The sequence below is a fragment of the Rhabdothermincola salaria genome (genome assembly GCF_021246445.1).
In the GTDB taxonomy this organism is placed as follows: Bacteria; Actinomycetota; Acidimicrobiia; order Acidimicrobiales; family Acidimicrobilacustridaceae; genus Rhabdothermincola_A; species Rhabdothermincola_A salaria.
On record NZ_JAJQXW010000002.1, the window covers coordinates 243,865 to 261,260 of the forward strand.

At 71.1% G+C, this 17,396-nt stretch carries 18 protein-coding genes; 5 read left to right on the forward strand and 13 right to left on the reverse strand.

Annotation, left to right across the window (positions count from 1 at the left end; translation table 11 throughout):
* Positions 1-39: 39 nt before the first annotated feature.
* Together LUW87_RS10385 and LUW87_RS10390 are read right to left on the reverse strand one after the other, a co-directional pair.
* Positions 40-921, reverse strand: a complete 882-nt coding sequence (locus tag LUW87_RS10385; protein WP_232671102.1) for a cytochrome c biogenesis CcdA family protein — start codon at positions 919-921, stop codon at positions 40-42.
* A 5-nt stretch (positions 922-926) separates the two neighbouring features.
* A complete protein-coding gene (locus LUW87_RS10390; protein ID WP_232671103.1) occupies positions 927-1,445 on the reverse strand; it encodes a redoxin domain-containing protein in 519 nt (172 codons plus the stop codon).
* Positions 1,446-1,493: 48 nt separating this feature from the next.
* On the opposite strand from LUW87_RS10390, the gene LUW87_RS10395 reads away from it, so the two are divergent.
* Together LUW87_RS10395 and LUW87_RS10400 are read left to right on the forward strand one after the other, a co-directional pair.
* The gene (locus LUW87_RS10395; protein WP_232671104.1) at positions 1,494-1,760 is read left to right on the forward strand and encodes a carboxymuconolactone decarboxylase family protein; all 267 of its coding nucleotides are present in this window, start codon (positions 1,494-1,496) and stop codon (positions 1,758-1,760) included.
* A 178-nt stretch (positions 1,761-1,938) separates the two neighbouring features.
* A complete protein-coding gene (locus LUW87_RS10400) occupies positions 1,939-2,349 on the forward strand; it encodes a c-type cytochrome (RefSeq protein WP_232671105.1) in 411 nt (136 codons plus the stop codon).
* Positions 2,350-2,725: 376 nt separating this feature from the next.
* Here the strand turns inward: LUW87_RS10400 and LUW87_RS10405 are convergent, their stop codons facing one another.
* The 5 genes from LUW87_RS10405 to LUW87_RS10425 all read right to left on the reverse strand — a co-directional run bounded on the left by LUW87_RS10405 (position 2,726) and on the right by LUW87_RS10425 (position 7,495).
* Positions 2,726-3,571, reverse strand: a complete 846-nt coding sequence (locus LUW87_RS10405; protein ID WP_232671106.1) for an SDR family NAD(P)-dependent oxidoreductase — start codon at positions 3,569-3,571, stop codon at positions 2,726-2,728.
* A 135-nt stretch (positions 3,572-3,706) separates the two neighbouring features.
* Entirely contained in the window at positions 3,707-4,954 is a 1,248-nt protein-coding gene (locus tag LUW87_RS10410) for a class I SAM-dependent rRNA methyltransferase (protein WP_232671107.1), read from the reverse strand.
* Positions 4,955-5,035: 81 nt separating this feature from the next.
* Entirely contained in the window at positions 5,036-5,332 is a 297-nt protein-coding gene (locus LUW87_RS10415; RefSeq protein ID WP_232671108.1) for a hypothetical protein, read from the reverse strand.
* Positions 5,329-6,846, reverse strand: a complete 1,518-nt coding sequence (locus LUW87_RS10420) for a glycosyltransferase family 2 protein (protein ID WP_232671109.1) — start codon at positions 6,844-6,846, stop codon at positions 5,329-5,331. The genes LUW87_RS10415 and LUW87_RS10420 overlap by 4 nt, the downstream gene beginning before the upstream one ends.
* A gap of 46 nt (positions 6,847-6,892) precedes the next feature.
* On the reverse strand, positions 6,893-7,495 hold the full coding sequence (locus LUW87_RS10425; RefSeq protein WP_232671110.1) for a VOC family protein: 603 nt from the start codon (positions 7,493-7,495) through the stop codon (positions 6,893-6,895).
* 187 nt (positions 7,496-7,682) lie between these two features.
* Between LUW87_RS10425 and LUW87_RS10430 the strand changes: the two genes are divergently transcribed.
* Together LUW87_RS10430 and LUW87_RS10435 are read left to right on the forward strand one after the other, a co-directional pair.
* Positions 7,683-8,246, forward strand: coding sequence for a hypothetical protein (locus LUW87_RS10430; protein WP_232671111.1), 564 nt, complete (start codon positions 7,683-7,685; stop codon positions 8,244-8,246).
* 181 nt (positions 8,247-8,427) lie between these two features.
* On the forward strand, positions 8,428-10,155 hold the full coding sequence (locus LUW87_RS10435) for an N-acyl-D-amino-acid deacylase family protein (RefSeq protein ID WP_232671112.1): 1,728 nt from the start codon (positions 8,428-8,430) through the stop codon (positions 10,153-10,155).
* A gap of 17 nt (positions 10,156-10,172) precedes the next feature.
* Here LUW87_RS10435 and LUW87_RS10440 read toward each other — a convergent pair whose 3' ends face one another.
* From LUW87_RS10440 to LUW87_RS10460, 5 genes are all read right to left on the reverse strand, one after another.
* A complete protein-coding gene (locus LUW87_RS10440; RefSeq protein WP_232671113.1) occupies positions 10,173-10,985 on the reverse strand; it encodes an enoyl-CoA hydratase in 813 nt (270 codons plus the stop codon).
* 96 nt (positions 10,986-11,081) lie between these two features.
* On the reverse strand, positions 11,082-11,921 hold the full coding sequence (locus LUW87_RS10445; protein ID WP_232671114.1) for an SDR family oxidoreductase: 840 nt from the start codon (positions 11,919-11,921) through the stop codon (positions 11,082-11,084).
* Positions 11,922-12,126: 205 nt separating this feature from the next.
* Entirely contained in the window at positions 12,127-12,618 is a 492-nt protein-coding gene (locus LUW87_RS10450; RefSeq protein ID WP_232671115.1) for a hypothetical protein, read from the reverse strand.
* Positions 12,619-12,651: 33 nt separating this feature from the next.
* The gene (locus LUW87_RS18825; protein ID WP_232671116.1) at positions 12,652-12,795 is read right to left on the reverse strand and encodes a GPGG-motif small membrane protein; all 144 of its coding nucleotides are present in this window, start codon (positions 12,793-12,795) and stop codon (positions 12,652-12,654) included.
* A 117-nt stretch (positions 12,796-12,912) separates the two neighbouring features.
* Entirely contained in the window at positions 12,913-14,289 is a 1,377-nt protein-coding gene (locus tag LUW87_RS10460) for an ABC transporter substrate-binding protein (RefSeq protein ID WP_232671117.1), read from the reverse strand.
* Positions 14,290-14,778: 489 nt separating this feature from the next.
* Between LUW87_RS10460 and LUW87_RS10465 the strand changes: the two genes are divergently transcribed.
* Positions 14,779-16,281: a hypothetical protein gene (locus tag LUW87_RS10465; protein WP_232671118.1), complete on the forward strand. Its 1,503-nt coding sequence runs from the start codon at positions 14,779-14,781 to the stop codon at positions 16,279-16,281.
* An 80-nt stretch (positions 16,282-16,361) separates the two neighbouring features.
* Here LUW87_RS10465 and LUW87_RS10470 read toward each other — a convergent pair whose 3' ends face one another.
* Entirely contained in the window at positions 16,362-17,381 is a 1,020-nt protein-coding gene (locus tag LUW87_RS10470; protein ID WP_232671119.1) for an ABC transporter ATP-binding protein, read from the reverse strand.
* Positions 17,382-17,396: the final 15 nt, after the last annotated feature.

Here is a 17,396-nt window from a genome sequence, read left to right on the forward strand (position 1 = left end):
GGAGCGCCTCCGCCAGTCGGGGGCGCCTCCGCCGACAGCTCAGGCGTCCTCGGTCACCGGGGCCGGTTCCGGCCGGCGGTTGCCCTGCACCCGCCGCCATGTCCAGACGGCGCCTCCGACGACTGCCAGGGCGGCGCCCACCACAACCACCCCGGTGACGGGATCGTCGGGCACGAGGGTCTGCTGGAGCCAGGTCTGCAACTCGGTGGCCCGGTCGACGATGGGGTCCCGGCCGTCGCCGCCGGAGAGGACCCGCACCTCGAACCACCCGTACCAGGCGACGTAGGCACCGGCCAGCAACAACAAGACCCCGGAGAACCGTGAGACGTAGGGCAGCGCCCGACGCAGCCGAGTGGCCAACCCGGCCCGGGCCAGCGCGGCGGCGACGGTGAGGGCGGTGACCACCACGCCCATGCCGAGGGCGTAGACCACGAACACGGTGACCCCCGAGGCCACGTTGGTCGAGCTGAAGGTGGACGAGGTCACCGCCAGGAAGGGCCCGATGGTGCACGACAGCGACGCCACCGCGTAGGAGACGCCGAACAGGAACATGGAGGGGAGGCTTCCGTCGCGTCCGCCCTTGCCCAGCTTGGGGATCTTGAGGGTGATCTCGCGACCGGCGAGCATGGCCACGCCGAGGCCGACGAGGGCCACCCCGATGACGATGGTGACCCACGGCAGGTAGCGCTCGACCGAGACCGCCAGCGGGCTGATGACGAGCCCGAAGAGCCCGAACACGAGAACGAACCCGAGAGTCAGCGCCCCGCTCACCGCGAAGGCCCGGGGCACCGCTCCCACACCGGGCTGGTGTCCCTCGCCCACGAAGGCGGCGAGGTAGGCGGGGAGCAGCGCGAACCCGCACGGGTTCACGGTGGCGGCCATCCCGGCCGCCAGCGCGAGAGCGAAGGGACCTTCCAGCATCGGCGTCAGGTGGCGTCGGCGAGACTCGTCATGCGCTCGACGAGGGCGTCCTCACCCATGGTCCCGACGAAGACCTCCACCTCACCGCTGGCACCGACGAAGGCGAACGCCGGTTGCGCGAACACGCCGTAGTCCGACCAGATCGACCCGTCGGCGTCGACCACGTGCTCCAGCGCCCCCGTACCGGTGTCCGCGACGAAGCCCTCCATCGCTGGAATCTCGCCTCGACCCGCGACCCCGACCACCTGGACCCGCCCGTCGAAGGCCTCGGCTGCAGCCACGACGTCCGGCGCCTCGGCTCGACAGCTCGTGCACCACGGCGCCCAGAACCACAGCACCGAAGGTGCCCCCTCGAGGGAGGCCGAGTCGAACTCGCCACCGCTCACCGTGGCCGCGGTGAACCCCGGGGCGGCGGCATCGCCGGCACCGGAGGGCCCCTGCGCCCCACCATCGGAGGAGCTGCCCCCGCAGGCCGCAGCCACCAGCCCGAACCCGAACACGACGGCCAGAGCGCGAATCCACATTCGTTGCATGCCTCGCCAACCCGCTTCGTCGCAACGGCATTCCCGCCCGTGTCCGCGTCCGCGCCGGGCGACCGGCCGACCGGCCGCGCCCGATCGGAATGCCTCCGCCGCCCACCGGGTTCTCGGCGCCTGCCCACCGACGCCGACCTGACGGCCTTCACGAACGCCGGCTACCGAGAGGAGGAGGTGCTGCAGATCGTCCTCGCCATCGCCGTGAAGACGATCAGCAACTACACCAACCACCTGTGCCACACCGAGGTGGACGACGTCTTCTCCCAGCGATCCTGGTCCGACCCGGGACACGCCGCCGGCTGACCGGCGCCTTTCGGCGCGGACCAGGACGAGTGTCTCGCCGACATCTGGCACCCCTAGGTGCTCGACAGCACGCGCACAGAAGGCCGAGGGCGGCGTAGGGGCGGCATCGGTTACCGGGAGCCTGTTGCAGCCAATAGGGTCAGAGAAGCCATGCGGACTCCCGACCGAGAGGTGGCCGATGCCTGAACCTCTCCAGAAGCGCGAGTCCTGGCGACACCAGCTGCCCCTGGTCGTCGGCGCGATGGCGGTGGCGGTGCTGGTCCTCGTGGGGTGTGGCGATGACGGCACCGACAACGCGGCCCAGAGCACCTCAGCCGAACGAGGAGCCGAGGTCTACACCGACAGCTGCGCCTCGTGTCATGGCTCTGAGCTCGAGGGCACGGATCAGGGTCCGTCACTGCTGTCGATCGTCTACGAGCCGGGTCATCACCCCGACGAGGCCTTCCGAAGCGCGATCGCCAACGGCGCCCCCCAGCACCACTGGCAGTTCGGCGCGATGCCCCCCGTGGAGGGGCTCGACCCGGCTGGTGTCGACGCCGTCATCGGTTTCATCCGGTCCCAGCAGGAGACGCAGGGCTTCCAGCGCTAGCAGTCAGGCCGCGACCACGGAGCAGATCCCGGCGCGTCACCCGGTGGCCCCTCCTCCCGGCCGGGAACGCGCCCGGCAGCATCGGCATCGCCCGCGCGACCGGGCACTCGGCTGACAAGCTGCTGCACGACGCCGACGTCGCGATGTACCAGGCCAAAGCCAACGGGAAGCACGGCATCGTGACCTTCGCCGCCGAGACGGCACACACCCGCCACGACCGCGTCACCCTCGACTAGCCCTCTGAGGCGGGAGTGCGACTCGGTCGAACGGTTCCTCCGCGCACGACCCCTCGGCCCCGACCCCCTCGGGGAGTTCCGCGCCAGAGCCTGAAGCGGGCGCCACGCCGCGGTCGTCGCGTCCAGCTGCTCGTCCCAGCTCACGGTCGATCTCCTTCGACGTTCAATGCCGTGAAGTCGGGCAGCCCCACCTCGCGGACCGTGTCGGCCCCATAGAGCCTCTCGGCGATCGCCGCCATGCTCGGCATGACCGGGATGTTGAGGCCGCCGTCGACACCGAAGTCCTGGCCGGTGATCCACGATCCCTCGTCGGTCGCCAGGAAGACCACGGCGTTGCCTATGTCGGCCGGGGTGCCCTCCCTCGGGAGCGGCGTCGCCCGCACGAGGGTTCCGTGCAGCTCGTCGCTGGCCGCCGCCTCCATGGTCTCGGTGGCGACATAGCCGGGCTGCACGCTGTTCACCCGGATGGCATGCGGGGAGAGCTCGATGGCGGCACAGCGCACGAACATGTCGAGGGCGGCCTTGGACACGACGTAGGGCGCCAGCCACGGCTGGACTTTGGTGCCCGAGGTCGACGATATGGCGACGATGCTCCCCCCTCCGTGCTCCCTCATCACCGCGGACGCGTGCTTCGTGCACAGGGCGGTGCCGACCACGTTGAGGCGGAAGCAGAACTCCCAGGCCTCGGGACCCAGCTCGGAGACTGCCCCAGGGAAACCGCTGCCGGCGTTGGCCACCAACACATCGAGGTTCTTCCCGGCCGCGGCCACCGTCACCGCGTGCTCGACCTGCTCCTCGTCGGTGACGTCGCACGCGACGGTGGTGATGTCACCACCGAGTCGCCCGGCGGCGTCGTCGAGGACGTCCTGGCGGCGCCCGGCGATGGTCACCGCCGCTCCCGCCGCCACGAGCCGCTCAGCACAGCCGAAGCCGATGCCGGTGCCCCCACCCGTCACGAGCGCCCGGCGCCCTCGTAGATCACCCATCAGTCATCCCCCTGGACCTGTCTCGGCGGCGTCGGCCACCGACCACCGCATGATCGCGGCCCCCGAGGCTGGCTGCCCATCGTCATTCATCGAGGGCCCCCGCTCAGCGCTCGGTTCCTCCCGCCACCCGTGGCATCAAGACCGCTGCTGGACCCCGGCGACGATCGCCTTCAGGTACGCGCCTTCGTCGAAGCCGATGGGGTGGTCGAGCGGGTGGCCGGTGCGGGCCAACTCGTCGAGGCCGACCCCCGCCGCGGCGGCGGCACCCCGCACGGCCCCGAAGAAGGCCTCGGCCGACACCCGAGCGGAGCACGATGCCTGCACGAGCACGCCGCCCTCGGCCACGAGCCGGACGGCCAGATCAGTGAGCCGCCCGTAGGCGCGCAGGGCCCCGGGCACGCTGGACTGCCGCTGGGCGAACGAAGGCGGGTCGACCACCACCAGATCGAACCGGGCGCCCTGGTCGACGAGCCGGGCCATGACCTCGAAGGCGTCGCCGGTGATCGTCTCGTGACGGCAGCGGGCCACGGCCGGCTGGTCCCGGTTGCGTTCCAGGTTTCGGCGGGCGGCCTGGATGGCGGCATGGCTCACGTCGACACTGGTCACCGAGGTGGCCCCTCCGGCGGCGGCGGCCAGGGAGAAGCCACCCGTGCAGGAGAAGACGTCGAGCACCCTCGCACCGCCCGCCATGGAGCGCACCAGCTGGCGGTTGTCGCGCTGGTCGAGGAAGTAGCCGGTCTTCTGACCGGCGACGACGTCGGCTTCGAGCACCAAGCCGTGCTCGCGGAAGGGCACCGGTGCCGCCGGCGGCGCCCCAACCAGCGTCGTGCCGTCGGTGAGCCCGGCCAGGTCCCGGCGCTGCAACGCACGGCTCAGCCGCAGGACCACCGCCTCGGGACCCATCAGGTCCACCAGCGCGTCGACGACGGTGCGCAGGTGCGGCAGCCACGCGGCGGAGTACAGCTTGATCACCAGCACCGAGTCGTAGCGGTCGACCACCAGGCCCGGGAAGCCGTCGTTCTCGCCGTGCACGAGGCGGAGCCCGGACGTGTCGGGTGAGGCCAAGAGCGGTGCACGGCGCTCGATGGCGTCCGCCAGCCGTCGGTGCCACCACTGCGGGGTGATCGTCTCGGGTTCGCCGTGGTGGAGCACCCGCACGCGGATCGGCGAGTCCGGGTCGTAGAGCCCGATGGCCTGGAACCGGCGCTGACGGTCGAACACCACGGCCAGATCGCCCATCTGGCCCTCCCCGCCGGTCGAGGTGATCGACGCCTCGAAGACCCAGGGGTGGCCGCGCCGGACGTGGCGGCGGGCGTCGTCGTTCACCCGGACCGCCAGCCGCCGCTCGTTGGGTCGGGGCAGCCGATCCAGCACGTCGCTCATGGGTGCCCCACGGTAGGCCCAGGCGGCCCGCAATCTCACCTGTCGATCGGTGATGGGCACTGCCGACGGGCGCGACGCGACCTACCCGGGGCGAGGGGAGCCCGCGGAGCGGGGTCGCGCGTCGGACGGCGCCGCACCCGACGGCGTCGCGACCTCGGGCGGGCCGTGGCCGTTCGGGTAGATGGAGCGCGTCTCGGAACGCCGGCCGTGCTGCTTCACGACATCGCTCAGGTAGAGCTTCGGAAGGATCTTGAAGATCGAGAGCGAGACGTAGAGGATCGTGTTGATCGCCACGAAGGTCGACAGCACCGCGAACCAGTGCGTCTCGATCAGGGACTCGGGGAGGACCGTGGCGCTGACCAGCGTCGCGAGGCTCATGCCGCCACCGCCTCGTCGACCTCGAGCGCCTCGGGCGACCCGGCCGCCTCGTGGGGCACGTGACCCCACTCGGCCCGGCGGGCGAAGGTGATGTCGAGCACACCCTTGACGTAGACCACATCGAGGAAGAGGTCGTAGAGCAGCTCCGGGAGCAACAGAGCGGCGAGCAGGCGCGCCCGCCAACCCCCGGACCACACGCTGATCACCCGGTCGATCACGAAGATCCCACCGATGCCGAGCCAGAACGGGTACCAGACCCAGTTGGGAGTGGCCAGGGCGGCGATGCCGAGGAGCACCCAGAACGCCGTCAGGGCGATGACGCTGTAGCCGATGCCCAGCTGTTGGGCCCAGTACCGCACGAGGGAGGGCTTGAACCCATAGGCCCCGAGGTTCTCCAGGGCACCGCGCTGCCAGCGCAGCCGTTGGTTCCACAGGTGGCGCCACTTGGGCATCAGCTCGGTGACCACCCGGCAACCGTGGGGGCTGGTCATGAGCGCACCGAGGCTCTTGAGAGCGAGGGTCAGCTCGTTGTCCTCGGTGAGGGCGGCCGTGTCGTAGACGTCGCCGGGCGTCCCCGGGATCAGCGTGCCGCGGGAACGAGCCACCTCGCGCAAGCCGGCGGACCGGAAGATCGAGGCGGTGCCGGTGAGCACGTACACCCGACCCCGGCGTCGTTCGAGCTCGCGGCTGTAGCGGACGTACTCGTTGCGCTGGAACTGGGCGAGAAGCCCGCCGGTGTCATCGCCGTAGAACAGGCCCCCGATGCTCATGATGGCTCGGTCGTCGGTGAGGCGCTGCACGGCGACCTCCAGGAAGCCGGGGTCGAGGATCGTGTCGGCGTCGACGACCATGACGCAGTCGTTGTCGCCGAGGTCGTCCAGCAGCTCGGCGAGCGCCTGGTTGAGCGCCCCGGCCTTCTTCTCGGTGTTGCCGACGGTCTCGAAGACTTCGACGCCGTGGCGACGGGCGACCGACACCGTGTCGTCGCTGCAGTTGTCGGCGACCACGATGACCCGCTCCGGAGGCCGGCTCTGTTCGAACAGCGACACGAGGGTCGCACCGATCGAGGCCTCCTCGTTGTGAGCCGGAACCAGCACCGTGATGGTGACCGGCCCGGCGTACACGCCTCGGTTGCCGGCCATGATGGTCCGAGGGGCGAGCGGGCGGCGGGAGCCGTCGGTGGAACGTCGTGAACGATCGGTGACGACGCGCTCGGCGATGGCGATGCCGATCGCGGCGAGCACCGCCAGGCCGAACGACGTGGCGATGAGCGGGAACGACGGGGCGGCCGTGTCGTAGAGCACGTTCCAGGCGTCGAGCACGACGCCTTCCTCGGGCACACCGACGGGCCGGGGGTCTCCCACCGACACCACCAGCCAGAGCAATCCGGCGGCGCACAGCACGACGACCGAGACGAAGATGCCGACGCCCCGACCGAGGCCGGCGCTTCCGGCGCGACCCTCGGCGTGCTCCGGTGCTGCTGAGTTGGGTGCATCCGCCGTTCGAACCTTCACCCCTCAGGTATCGACGCGAACGGCGCCGAACTGGACCCCCGGCGCGCTACGAGATGGCCCGGTAGCCGTCGCTGGTGGCTTCGCGGACGGGATCGCTGCCGTCCCAGGTGCGACCGGCCTCGGCGACCTGGGTGAGGTGGGCCACGAAGCTGTCCGTGCGTCCGGCCACCTCGGTGAAGAAGCCGAACTCGGCGACCGTGTCGACGTAGGCCACGGGTGGCGCGCCGTCGACGAGGAACTCGCAGGCGATCTCGAGGCCCTTCGAGCGGTAGCCGTCGAGCGTCTCGTCGTAGTCGTCGACCAGGGTGCACACCTGGTGGAACGTCGCCCTCCCGGCGAGCTCGAGCTCCCGGTACACCGACCCGCGATCGCAGAGCTGCGCGATGAGCTCGATCTGCACGGGGCCCGCCTGGGCCACGGCGAGCTCCATGGAGACCGCCGAGGGCGCACCCCGGTAGGTGCACGGTGCGTCGTGGATCCGTTGGACGTAGAACGGTCCGACACCGAAGGACTCGGACCAACGCCGGGCGGCCGCGACCACGTCGTCGACGATGAACCCCAGCTGGAAGAACCGGTACTCGCCCTCCGGCCAGTCCTGCTGGAACAGGAGAGGCGGCCGGCCAGCTGTGAGGCCGTGGGTGTCGCTCATCGAGGTGCTCTCCTGGTCGAGGGGTGATGTCAGGGGGCGTCGCGGCGGCGATGCCACGGATGCGGCCCCAGCCTCGCGGATCTGGGCGACCGCTCGCGCCCGTCACGGACCGGTCGAGACGAGGGCCCGACACCGGACCGAGGTTCTGGGGTAGGTGTCGGTCGGTGCCGGACGCGACGGGAGGACCATGACTGCCAACTGGGGGCGCTCCAGAGCTCTGCTCGCGGTGGAGCTGGTGGGCTTCATCGCCCTCACCACGATCGTCGTGTCCGCCCTCGGGGCCTTGGTGATCATGTCGCTCACCGGCAGCGACGACGGGGCCGATGACGAGATCGAGCTCGTCGCACCGGACGCCCAGAGCTACGAGAGCGCCACCGCGCTGGTGGCGGCGTTGGCCGAGTCGGGCCACGAGTGCGCCGACCTGGAGCCGACCCAGTACGAGCTACCCGAAGACGTCGAGGACACCGTCGTCGACGCCGGCACCTGCGGCTACGGGTACCTGCCGCTGCACGTGCTGGTGTACGACGACGCTCAGGCCCGGGCTGCCGCTCGACTCGACGGCGCCCTCCGAGAGCGCCTGTGCGGAGCAGTGCCCGAGGCCACGAGCTGGTCGACGGTGACCGGCGCCAACTGGCGGGTGTCGACCCCTGTCGAGGGATTCGACCTCACGCTGCTGCGCGACGACTTCGACTCCCGAGCCGCGGTGCAGACCGTGACGTGCGGACCGGCAGACCCGTCGAGCGGATCGTGATCCCATCGACGGTTCGACTCCCGCTCAGCCCGAACTGCTCGAGACCGCATCTCCTGCACCTCCGGGCCCACCTCCAACGCACCGCCGACCTCCCGTCAGGCGTTGCGAGAGGGGGCGAGGGCGCGACCTGTGCACTTAGTCTTCACGAGAAGTGAGGAGTTCGAAGAGGAAGGGGGACGGAGTGCTCGACACGCTGATCGTGGGTGCCACCGTGGTGGACGGCACCGGCACGCCGCCGTTCCGTGGAGACGTGGGCCTGCGCGACGGGCGGATCGTCGGGATCGACGAGCCCGGCGCCATCGACGAACCAGCCGCCTCGCGCATCGAGGCCGACGGCCTGATGGTGTGCCCGGGCTTCGTGGACCCTCACACCCACTACGACGCCCAGCTGTTGTGGGACGGCAGCGCCTCACCCTCGGGCGAGCACGGGGTGACCACGGTCGTGGGCGGCAACTGCAGCTTCGGGTTGGCGCCGCTCGATCCCTCCGATGCGACCTACACCCGCCGCCTGCTGGCCAAGGTCGAAGGCATGCCCGACCAGGCGCTGGCCGCCGGCGCCGACTGGTCATGGGACAGCTTCGACGCCTACCTGAGCCGCTTCGAGGGGGCCCTGTCGGTCAACGCCGCGTTCCTGGTCGGCCACTCCACCCTTCGCCGGCTCGAGCTCGGCTCCGAGGCGAACGACCGGGCCGCCACCCCTGCGGAGCTCGACCGCCTCCGCTCCCGACTGGCCGCTGCGCTGGCGGAGGGCGCACTGGGGCTCTCGCTCGACGTGTCCGACTTCCACAGCGACGGAGACGACCGACCGGTCCCTGCCCGTGGCGCCGACGTCGCCGAGCTGCTGGCGTTGTGCCAGACCGTGGGCGAGCACCCCGGCACCACGCTCGAGGGCATCTTCGCCGGGGCCAGCACCGGCTTCGACCAGGCCGAGGCCGAGCTGGTCGCGTCGCTCTCGGCAGCCGCGGGTCGACCGCTCAACTGGAACCTCCTCGTCGTCGACGCCGCCGCCCCGGAACGGATCGACGCCCACCTGCTGCCGTCGCGGCTCGCCCGGGAACGGGGCGGCCGGGTCGTGGCGCTGACGATGCCGACCATCGTGCCGATGAACATGAGCTTCGGGACCTACTGCGCGCTGAACCTGCTGCCCGGGTGGGGCGACGTCTTGAACCTGCCGGTGCCCGAGCGCACGGCCGCGCTCGCCGACCCGTCGGTCCGCCAGCGGATGCAGGCCGCGGCCACCGGCGACCTGGGGATGTTCACCCGGCTCGTCGACTTCGGTGGCTACCGGATCGGCGACACGTTCAGCGACGCCAACCTCGGCCTCGGCGGCCGGCGCGTCGATGCCATCGCCGCCGAGCGCGGCGTCGGCGTCTTCGACTGCCTCGTCGACATCGTGCTGGCCGACGAGCTGCGGACCGTGTTGTGGCCGTCGCCGACGGACGACGACGACGTCTCCTGGGCCATGCGCCAGCAGCTCTGGCGCGACCCCGACGTGCTCGTCGGGGGCAGCGATGCCGGCGCCCACCTCGACCGGATGTGCGGTGGGCCCTACCCGGCCCGCTTCCTGGCCGATGCGCTGCGAGGCCGCCAACTGGTGGCGATCGAGGAGGCGGTGCGGATGCTCAGCGACGCGCCGGCCCGGTTGTTCGGCTTCGAAGGCCGGGGCCGCCTCGTGGCAGGCGCTCACGCCGACCTGGTGCTGTTCGATCCGGCCACCATCGATTCGGGGCCGGTGCACCTGGTGGACGACCTGCCCGGTGGGTTCCCTCGCCTGCACGCCCGTCCGGTCGGGATCGAGCGGGTGATGGTCGGGGGTGTGACCACCCAACGAGCCGGCCGAGCGACCGGCGCGACACCAGCCAGGGTGCTGCGCTCCGGCCGAGACACCACGACGGTCTCGACCCGCTGACCCCGGCCGTCAGGGGCTCAGCGTTGCCCGTCCTTCATGGCCCCGAGGCCGGCGATGGAGGGCATGCCCCCGGTGAGCACCCGCGCCCGGACGTGGCCGAGGTGGTGCATGTCGAAGATGGCGTCCATGGCCGTCGTGTAGCCCTGCACGTCGACCGCGTGGTTCACGGCCTTCTTGGCCATCCGCAACGCGAACGCATCCTGCCGGGCGATGCGGTTCGCCATCTCCATGGTGGCCGGCACCAGGTCGTCGAGTGGGACGACCTTGTTCACCATGCCCAGCTCGCGGGCCTCCTCGGCGGTGATCGACCCACCGGTGAAGAGCAGCTCCTTGGCCTTGCGGGGCCCGAACTCCCAGGTGTGGGCGTGCATCTCCACCCCGCAGATGCCCATCATCAGCACCGGGTCGGAGAACTGGGCGTTGTCGGCGGCGATGATCAGGTCGCACGGCCAGCACAACATCAGCCCGGCGGCGATGCACTTGCCCTGCACCGCGGCGATCGACGGCTTGGGCACCTGCCGCCACGACTTGGCGAAGTGGTAGTAGTTCCGCGTCTCCCAGTCGTACTGGCCCTCCGGGGTGAGGAAGGGCTCGTCGAGCGCAGTGGGATCGTCGTCGTTGGTCGCTGACATGTCGTGGCCGGCGGAGAAGTGCTTGCCCACGCTCTTGAGCACGATCACCTTGACCCGGGTGTCCTCGTCGGCCTGGCGCCAGGCCCAGTCGAGCTCGTCGAGCACCTTGGCGCTCTGGGCGTTGGCCGCCTCCGGACGGTTCAACGTGATGACGCCGACCTGGCCCTCTACGTCGTAGTCCACGTGGTCCAGCTGCATCCGAGAACCCCTTCCTGACGGCACCGACGGCTCGCGCGTCGGTTCCGACGGTAGTCGTGCGGCCCAGGATCCAGCCCGACCCGACCCGAGCGGGGATCAGGAGCCGGACACCAGCCGATCGCCGGGCAACGGGCGATCGCCGTAGAGGCGGGCCTGGTAGCGGCGCATGCCCGCCAACCACCGGTCGATGTCGTCGCTCTTCTGCTTCACGTAGTCGGCCACCTCGGGGTGTGGGAGCACCCAGAAGCGCTCGGCGGCGATGGCCTCGACGCAGAGCCGAGCCACGGCGTCGGCCTCCACGACACCGTCGGCGAGCGGCACCCCCAGCGGGTCGTCGGCCGCCGCGTTGGAAACCCGGACGTCCGGACTGTTGGCCGTGATGTTGGTCCGCACCGCCTGAGGGCACAGGACCGACACGCGGATCCCCTGGTGGTGGTGGGTGATGGACAGCCACTCGGCCAGCGCCACCGCGGCGTGCTTGGTGATCGTGTAGCCGAGCGAGCCGATCTGGGTCAGCAGGCCGGCGGCCGACGCCGTGTTGAGCAGGTACCCCTCGCCTCGGTCGATCATCGACGGCAACACAGCCCGGGCGGCATGGATGTGGGACATCACGTGCACGTCCCACATCGCCTGGAGGACCTCGTCGGACTCCTCGACCCCGGCCTGGGTCACGAACCCGGCGTTCGAGCAGAACAGGTCGATGCCCCCGTGCGCCGACTCGGTCGAGCGCACCAGCTCCACGATGGCCTCCTCGTCACGGACGTCGATCGTCGTCGCCGTCCCGCCGATGGCGTCCGCCACCGACGCGGCGGCGTCGCCGTCGCGATCAGCCACCACGACGTGGCGGGCGCCGGCCTCGGTCGCCGTCACGGCCATCGCCGCCCCGATGCCCGAGCCCCCACCGGTGACCACCACGACCTTGTCGATCAGATCCATGCGCTCACGCTAGGCACGAGAGAGGTCGCGACTCGCCCGCGCACCCCCATCGGGACCTGGCACCCGTCACCCGCCCGCCCGCCCGAACGTCCGGCTGGCCTCGACCGAGTTCTGAGGGCGTAGGTCACTGCCAGACCGGAACGGAAGGCGACTGCGGTCGCCGAGGCCGAGACCCGCTCCGCCATGGGCCGCCAGTAGGCCCGTCTCAGAGCGTGCGGCGCACGATCCGTTCCAGCGCGTCCGTCACGGCGCGAACGCCGCCCAGGGCCGGCAGGACCCCCCGGCGCGCGGTCACGACCCAGACCGTCCGCACCTGACGGGGCAGGTGCCCGCCGGCGCTATCGGGGTCGTCGTCGGAGACGTCCTCGTGGCCTGCGGACGCACCGGACGCTTCGGACGCACGCCCCCTCCCCCGGGACGGCGCATCCGCCGACCGGGCCTCTCCGTCGTCCGACCGGGCCTCTGCGGCGTCCGACCCGACCCCTCCGTCGTCGGACGGAACCTCGGGCGGGATGCCGAACTTGGCCGCGAAGTCGTCGAGCGGCGGCTGGTCCTGCTCCTCGGCCGGGTGGTGGCCGGGCCGGTTCTCCTCGGGCTCGGGGCCCAGGTGGTCGGGCGACGGCTCGGGCACCGAGCGGGCGAGGCTGTCGGGCGCGGGACCCGTGCGGGGCGGGCGTGACTGCTCAGGGGTGGCCATGCTCGCCCCCTACCCGGAAACGGTGCTCACCTGTCAGGTGAAGATCGACACACCGCCGGGCCCGACGAGGAACCCGATGATGATCAACGCGGCTCCCACCAACCACTGCCGCCGGACCAGCGACACGATGCCTGCGATCACCAGGATCACTGCGATGAGCCAGAGGATGAACGCCACGAGACCGGCCTCCTGATCGACGACGAGAGCCTTCTCCTTCCCCGCGGACGGCCGGCGCAGTCCGACACCGCACGAGGCGACGGGGTGGCGAGTCTCTCTGGCTCGTTGCGCTCGACGTCAGGACAGCTCCTCGGCGGCGACGGCCGGATCGAGGCTGACCTCGCCGATCGGCTCGCACTGGAGGGTGCCCTCCTCTGTCGGGTACTGCCGCTCGAAGACGCCACCGTTGAGCTGGAGGACGACGAAGCACTCCTGAGGACCCTTGGGCCCCTTGGGCCCCATCATCCCGTCGGCGGTGAAGTCGTCGATGCTCATCGCCGCGTCGAGCAACGTGGCCCGGGTGATGGCGTTGGGGCCTTCCTCGGCCACGATCTGGTCGATCGCCTGCTTGAACAGCACGCCGGCCATCCAGGAGTTGGCGGCGAAGCCATCCGGTTCGGCGACGTGGTCGACGTAGGCCCCCAGCGTCTCGTTGTCGTCGGACTCCTCGATGGGAAGCGTCGTGAGGATGGTGTAGGTGCCGTCGACCAGATCTCCTTCGCTGGCGAACTTCTCGCTGTAGCAGATGGAGATGCACGCCCAGACGTCGACGCCGGTGACGCCCTGCGCCTCGGCCTCCTTGCGCATCATCACCATGGCCGGCACTTCCGAGCCGTTGTAGACGTAGTTGGCGCCCGACTCCTTGATGCGCTGCGCCACCGAGGTGAAGTCCGGCTGGGTGGCCCGACCGCTGACCTTGATCCCACCCAGGATGTCGATGGACCCGGCCCGCTGGGCCTCGAGCAGGTAGGTGCCGCTGCGGATGAGCGACGGCAGGTCCTGGGGGACGAGGTAGTAGCCCTCGAGGGTGCCGCCGTGTTGCTCGTTGAGCCACTCGAACGGCGCGGTCTGCACCTGGAAGGTCCGCACGCCGCTCGTCGGAGAGCCACAAGGCTCGTTGACGCCGCTGATGTTCCAGGTGGTGGCCGCGCACTGCTCGGCGGCGTCGTTGGCGATCGCCGCGAGGTTGGGCAGGCCGGTCGGCTGGCCGGACTGGTCGGCGCAGCTGTCGAGGGTGACGGTGTCGGGGTTGAACAGCGTGTTGCCCCCCACCATGGCCAGCGCGTTGGCGCACGCCGTGATCTGGGCGTTCTTGGCCTCGGCCGGGTCGAGACGGCTGTCGTAGGTCTCCACCACCAGGTCCCGGCAGGCGATGCCACCGTTGTCGTTGACCCACTCGGCGAAGCCCTCGACGGCGTCCATGCTCGCCTGGAAGAGGCCCGGCGCCAACGGGGAGCCGACGTCGGCGGTGACCTGGATGCGGATCTCTTCCGCGGTGACGCCGATCTCGGTCGCCTCGAGCTCCACTCCTTCGCAGGCGTCGGCGGCGGCGTCGTCGGGCGAGCTGGACGTCGGGCCCGGGTCGACCGGGCCCGTGGCCTCGCCGCCACCGTCCCGGCCACAGCCGGCGGCCACCATCACCACTGCCGCAGCGACGACAAGGATGCGCTTCATCTGTGGATCCCCCCAGTGCGCCCGACCTTCGACGACGCACTGAGACCATAGTCACACCGTGCGTGGTTGGGTGACGCGCCCGTCATCGACCGCCGGCGCCGTGACACGGAGGTCGACAGAGCCCCAGGGGCATCCGAACACCGGATGACCCCAGTTGTCGCGAGAGCGAGACCCGCGCCGACCCGCGCCGAAACGCGGCGGGGGCCGTGACGTCCTGGCGGGGGGCCAGGGCCTCCAGGGCGCCCGGGGGACCCTCGGCCGGCCCGCAGCGCCGGGGACCGACCGTTCACGTTCGTCCATGGGCTCCGGCCTCGACGTGAGGTGATCCCGGTGTCGCGTCGAGCGTTTCGTTCTATGTTTCAGATTTCCGGTAGTTTTGTTCTGGTATTACGCGGTGCCCCCCGAAGGAGACGATCTGATGACCACCGAGCCCGTACCCGTGACCATCGCCAGGGGCGACGCCATCGGGTTCAGCAAGGGGCAGGGACAGTGAGCACGGGCACCCTGGAAGGAGCCGTGTGCATCGTCGGCACGGCGCGCCACACCTGGCGAGGCCCGGACGACGTCCCGGAACCGCTCGGGATGTGGGAACACGTCGCCCGCGCCGCCGTTGACGACGTCGGCACCACCCATGACGTCATGTCCGAACTCGACCACCTCGGCGTCGTGCACTGCCAGGCCTGGGCCTACGACGACCCCGTCGACCGGTTGGCCGACCGCCTCGGACGTCCCGGGATCGACGGCAGGGCGTCGATCGTCGCCGGGACCTCACCGCAGCGGCTCCTCGATGCCGCCGCCGACCGGATGCGTCGCGGCGAGCTCTCCGCCGCACTGGTCGTGGGCGCCGAGGCGCTGGCCAGCCGGCGGCGGTTCGCCACCGCCGGCGAAGAGCCGGCCTGGTCCCATCCCAGCGGGCTGCCGCCGCTGCCCGAAGCAGAGTTCCTGACGTGGTACCTGCCGACCGAGCTCGCCCACGGGATCATCCCCGCAACCCACACCTTCGCCCTTCTCGAACAGGCTCGCTGGGCCGCCCGGGGCGGCCGACAGGACGACCGGCGACGCCTCGCACAGGTGCTCTCGGCGCTCAGCCGAGTGGCGGCCGCGACCCCCGGCGCCTGGTTCCCGAGGGCCTGGACCGCCGACGAGCTGCTGTCCCCGAACGAGGGCAACCGGCCGATCGTGACCCCGTACGCCAAGCGGATGGTGGCGTTCCCCGATGTCGACATGGCTGCCGCGAACCTCCTCGTCACCCACGAGGTCGCCGACCGTTGGAAGGTCCCGGCCGAGCGTCGCGTCTACCTCCGCGGCTGGGGGTTCGCCCGCGACGCCGCCCACATCGCGGCGCGACGGGACCTCGCCTCCTCTCCGGCCATGCGAGCGGCGCAGGGCGAGGCCCTGGATCGGGCCGGCCTCGGCGTGGCCGACGTCGACCTGTTCGACCTCTACAGCTGCTTCGGCGCGGCGATCACCTTCGCCACCGACGCTCTCGGGCTGCCCGACGACGATCCTCGGCCCCTCAGCTTGACCGGCGGGCTCCCCTATCACGGCGGTCCGGGGAGCAACTACATGAGCCACTCGATCAGCCAGGCCGTCGACCGCCTGCGACGCGGTGAGGGCGCGGCCGCCATGGTGACCGGCGTCGGCATGCACATGACGAAGCACGTCGCAGCCGTCTACGCCACCGAACCCGGAGTCGCCGCCCCTGCCCCCGATCACGGCGAGCAGCAGAACCTGGTCGCCGAAGACACCGCTGATCGGAAGGTCGTCAACGAGCACTCGGGCGCCGTGGTCGTGCAGGCGGCAACCGTCGTGCACCAGCGCGACGGCCAGGCCGCGGAAGCACTGGCCATCTGCGGTCTGCCCGACGGCCGCCGCTGCTACGCCAGGAGCCGACACCTCGACGTCATCGACGCCGTGGCGAGCGGCGGGTGGATCGAGACCCCCGGACGCGTGACCGCCAACGAAGACGGGACCAACGAGCTCACGATCTGAACCGGCGGGACCACCGGAGCGCGAGGACGAGGTCCGGGCATGACGGTCGGTCCCACGACGACGTGATTCGAACTGATGCATCACGACCCGTAGGTCGTGACCTCGGTCGCCTTCACCGCGGCCCAGACCTCCAGGCCCTCCTCGAGGCCCATGGCGGCGACGGTCGCGGGCGTCACCTCCGAAACCAGGGGCACCTCCCCCGAGAGCCGGACGCGGACCCGGTCACCGAGCAGGTCAAAACCGGTGATCGTTCCCCGCCACTGGTTCCGGGCGCTGCCCTCCTGCGGCCGATGTCGGTGCAAGGTGACCGCGTTCGGTTGGATGAGCACCAGGACCTCGCCGTCGACGAGCGAGGCCGTCGTCACCTGCCCCGACTGACCATCGAGGGCGATGGTGGTTCCCGAGCCCCGCCCCCGAAGCAGGTTCACCCCGATCAGTTCGGCGACGTAGGCCGAACGGGGGCGCGTCGTGACCTCGGCCAGCGTGCCGGCCTGGGCCACGGTGCCGCTCTCGAGGATGACGACCCGGCTGGCCAGCGCCAGGGCGTCGAGCGCGTCGTGGGTCACCAGCACCGTGGCCCCGTCGAACTCGCCGAGGAAGCGCCGCAGGTCACGCCGGACCGACGTGCGGGTGCCGGCATCGAGCGCAGCCAGCGGTTCGTCGAGCAACAACAGCCGCGGGTCGGTGGCGAGGGCGCGGGCCAGCGCGGTCCGCTGGGCCTGGCCGCCCGAGATCGCGGCAGGTCGCCGCCCGGCCTGCTCGCCGATGCCGACGCGGTCGAGCAGCTGTTGCGCTCTCCGCCGGGCGTCGGCCTTGCCCATGCCGGCCGCGCGGGGCCCGAACGCCACGTTCTCGAGCACCGTCAGGTGGGGGAACAGCAGGTAGTCCTGGAACAGCACCCCGACCGGCCGCTTCTCCGGGATGACGAAGGTCCCGCTCGCCGGCTCGTCCACCACCTGGCCCTCGATCACGATGCGGCCCTGCTCGATGGGCGCCAACCCCGCCAGGGCGTTCAAGACGGTGCTCTTGCCCGCTCCGTTGGGCCCGAGCAGGGCGACCACCTCGCCGGGCTCGATCTCGAGCTCCACATCGAGGTCCATCGTTCCGAGGGTGAG

What these genes read in the sequence shown, in the direction of transcription:
- LUW87_RS10400 (WP_232671105.1), top strand. Translation starts at nt 1,939, where the DNA reads ATGCCTGAACCTCTCCAGAAGCGCGAGTCCTGGCGACACCAGCTGCCC.
- LUW87_RS10460 (WP_232671117.1), bottom strand. Translation starts at nt 14,289, where the DNA reads ATGAAGCGCATCCTTGTCGTCGCTGCGGCAGTGGTGATGGTGGCCGCC.
- LUW87_RS10405 (WP_232671106.1), bottom strand. Translation starts at nt 3,571, where the DNA reads ATGGGTGATCTACGAGGGCGCCGGGCGCTCGTGACGGGTGGGGGCACC.
- LUW87_RS10410 (WP_232671107.1), bottom strand. Translation starts at nt 4,954, where the DNA reads ATGAGCGACGTGCTGGATCGGCTGCCCCGACCCAACGAGCGGCGGCTG.
- LUW87_RS10470 (WP_232671119.1), bottom strand. Translation starts at nt 17,381, where the DNA reads ATGGACCTCGATGTGGAGCTCGAGATCGAGCCCGGCGAGGTGGTCGCC.
- LUW87_RS10390 (WP_232671103.1), bottom strand. Translation starts at nt 1,445, where the DNA reads ATGTGGATTCGCGCTCTGGCCGTCGTGTTCGGGTTCGGGCTGGTGGCT.
- LUW87_RS10425 (WP_232671110.1), bottom strand. Translation starts at nt 7,495, where the DNA reads ATGAGCGACACCCACGGCCTCACAGCTGGCCGGCCGCCTCTCCTGTTC.
- LUW87_RS10450 (WP_232671115.1), bottom strand. Translation starts at nt 12,618, where the DNA reads ATGGCCACCCCTGAGCAGTCACGCCCGCCCCGCACGGGTCCCGCGCCC.
- LUW87_RS10430 (WP_232671111.1), top strand. Translation starts at nt 7,683, where the DNA reads ATGACTGCCAACTGGGGGCGCTCCAGAGCTCTGCTCGCGGTGGAGCTG.
- LUW87_RS10440 (WP_232671113.1), bottom strand. Translation starts at nt 10,985, where the DNA reads ATGCAGCTGGACCACGTGGACTACGACGTAGAGGGCCAGGTCGGCGTC.
- LUW87_RS10385 (WP_232671102.1), bottom strand. Translation starts at nt 921, where the DNA reads ATGCTGGAAGGTCCCTTCGCTCTCGCGCTGGCGGCCGGGATGGCCGCC.
- LUW87_RS10445 (WP_232671114.1), bottom strand. Translation starts at nt 11,921, where the DNA reads ATGGATCTGATCGACAAGGTCGTGGTGGTCACCGGTGGGGGCTCGGGC.
- LUW87_RS10415 (WP_232671108.1), bottom strand. Translation starts at nt 5,332, where the DNA reads ATGAGCCTCGCGACGCTGGTCAGCGCCACGGTCCTCCCCGAGTCCCTG.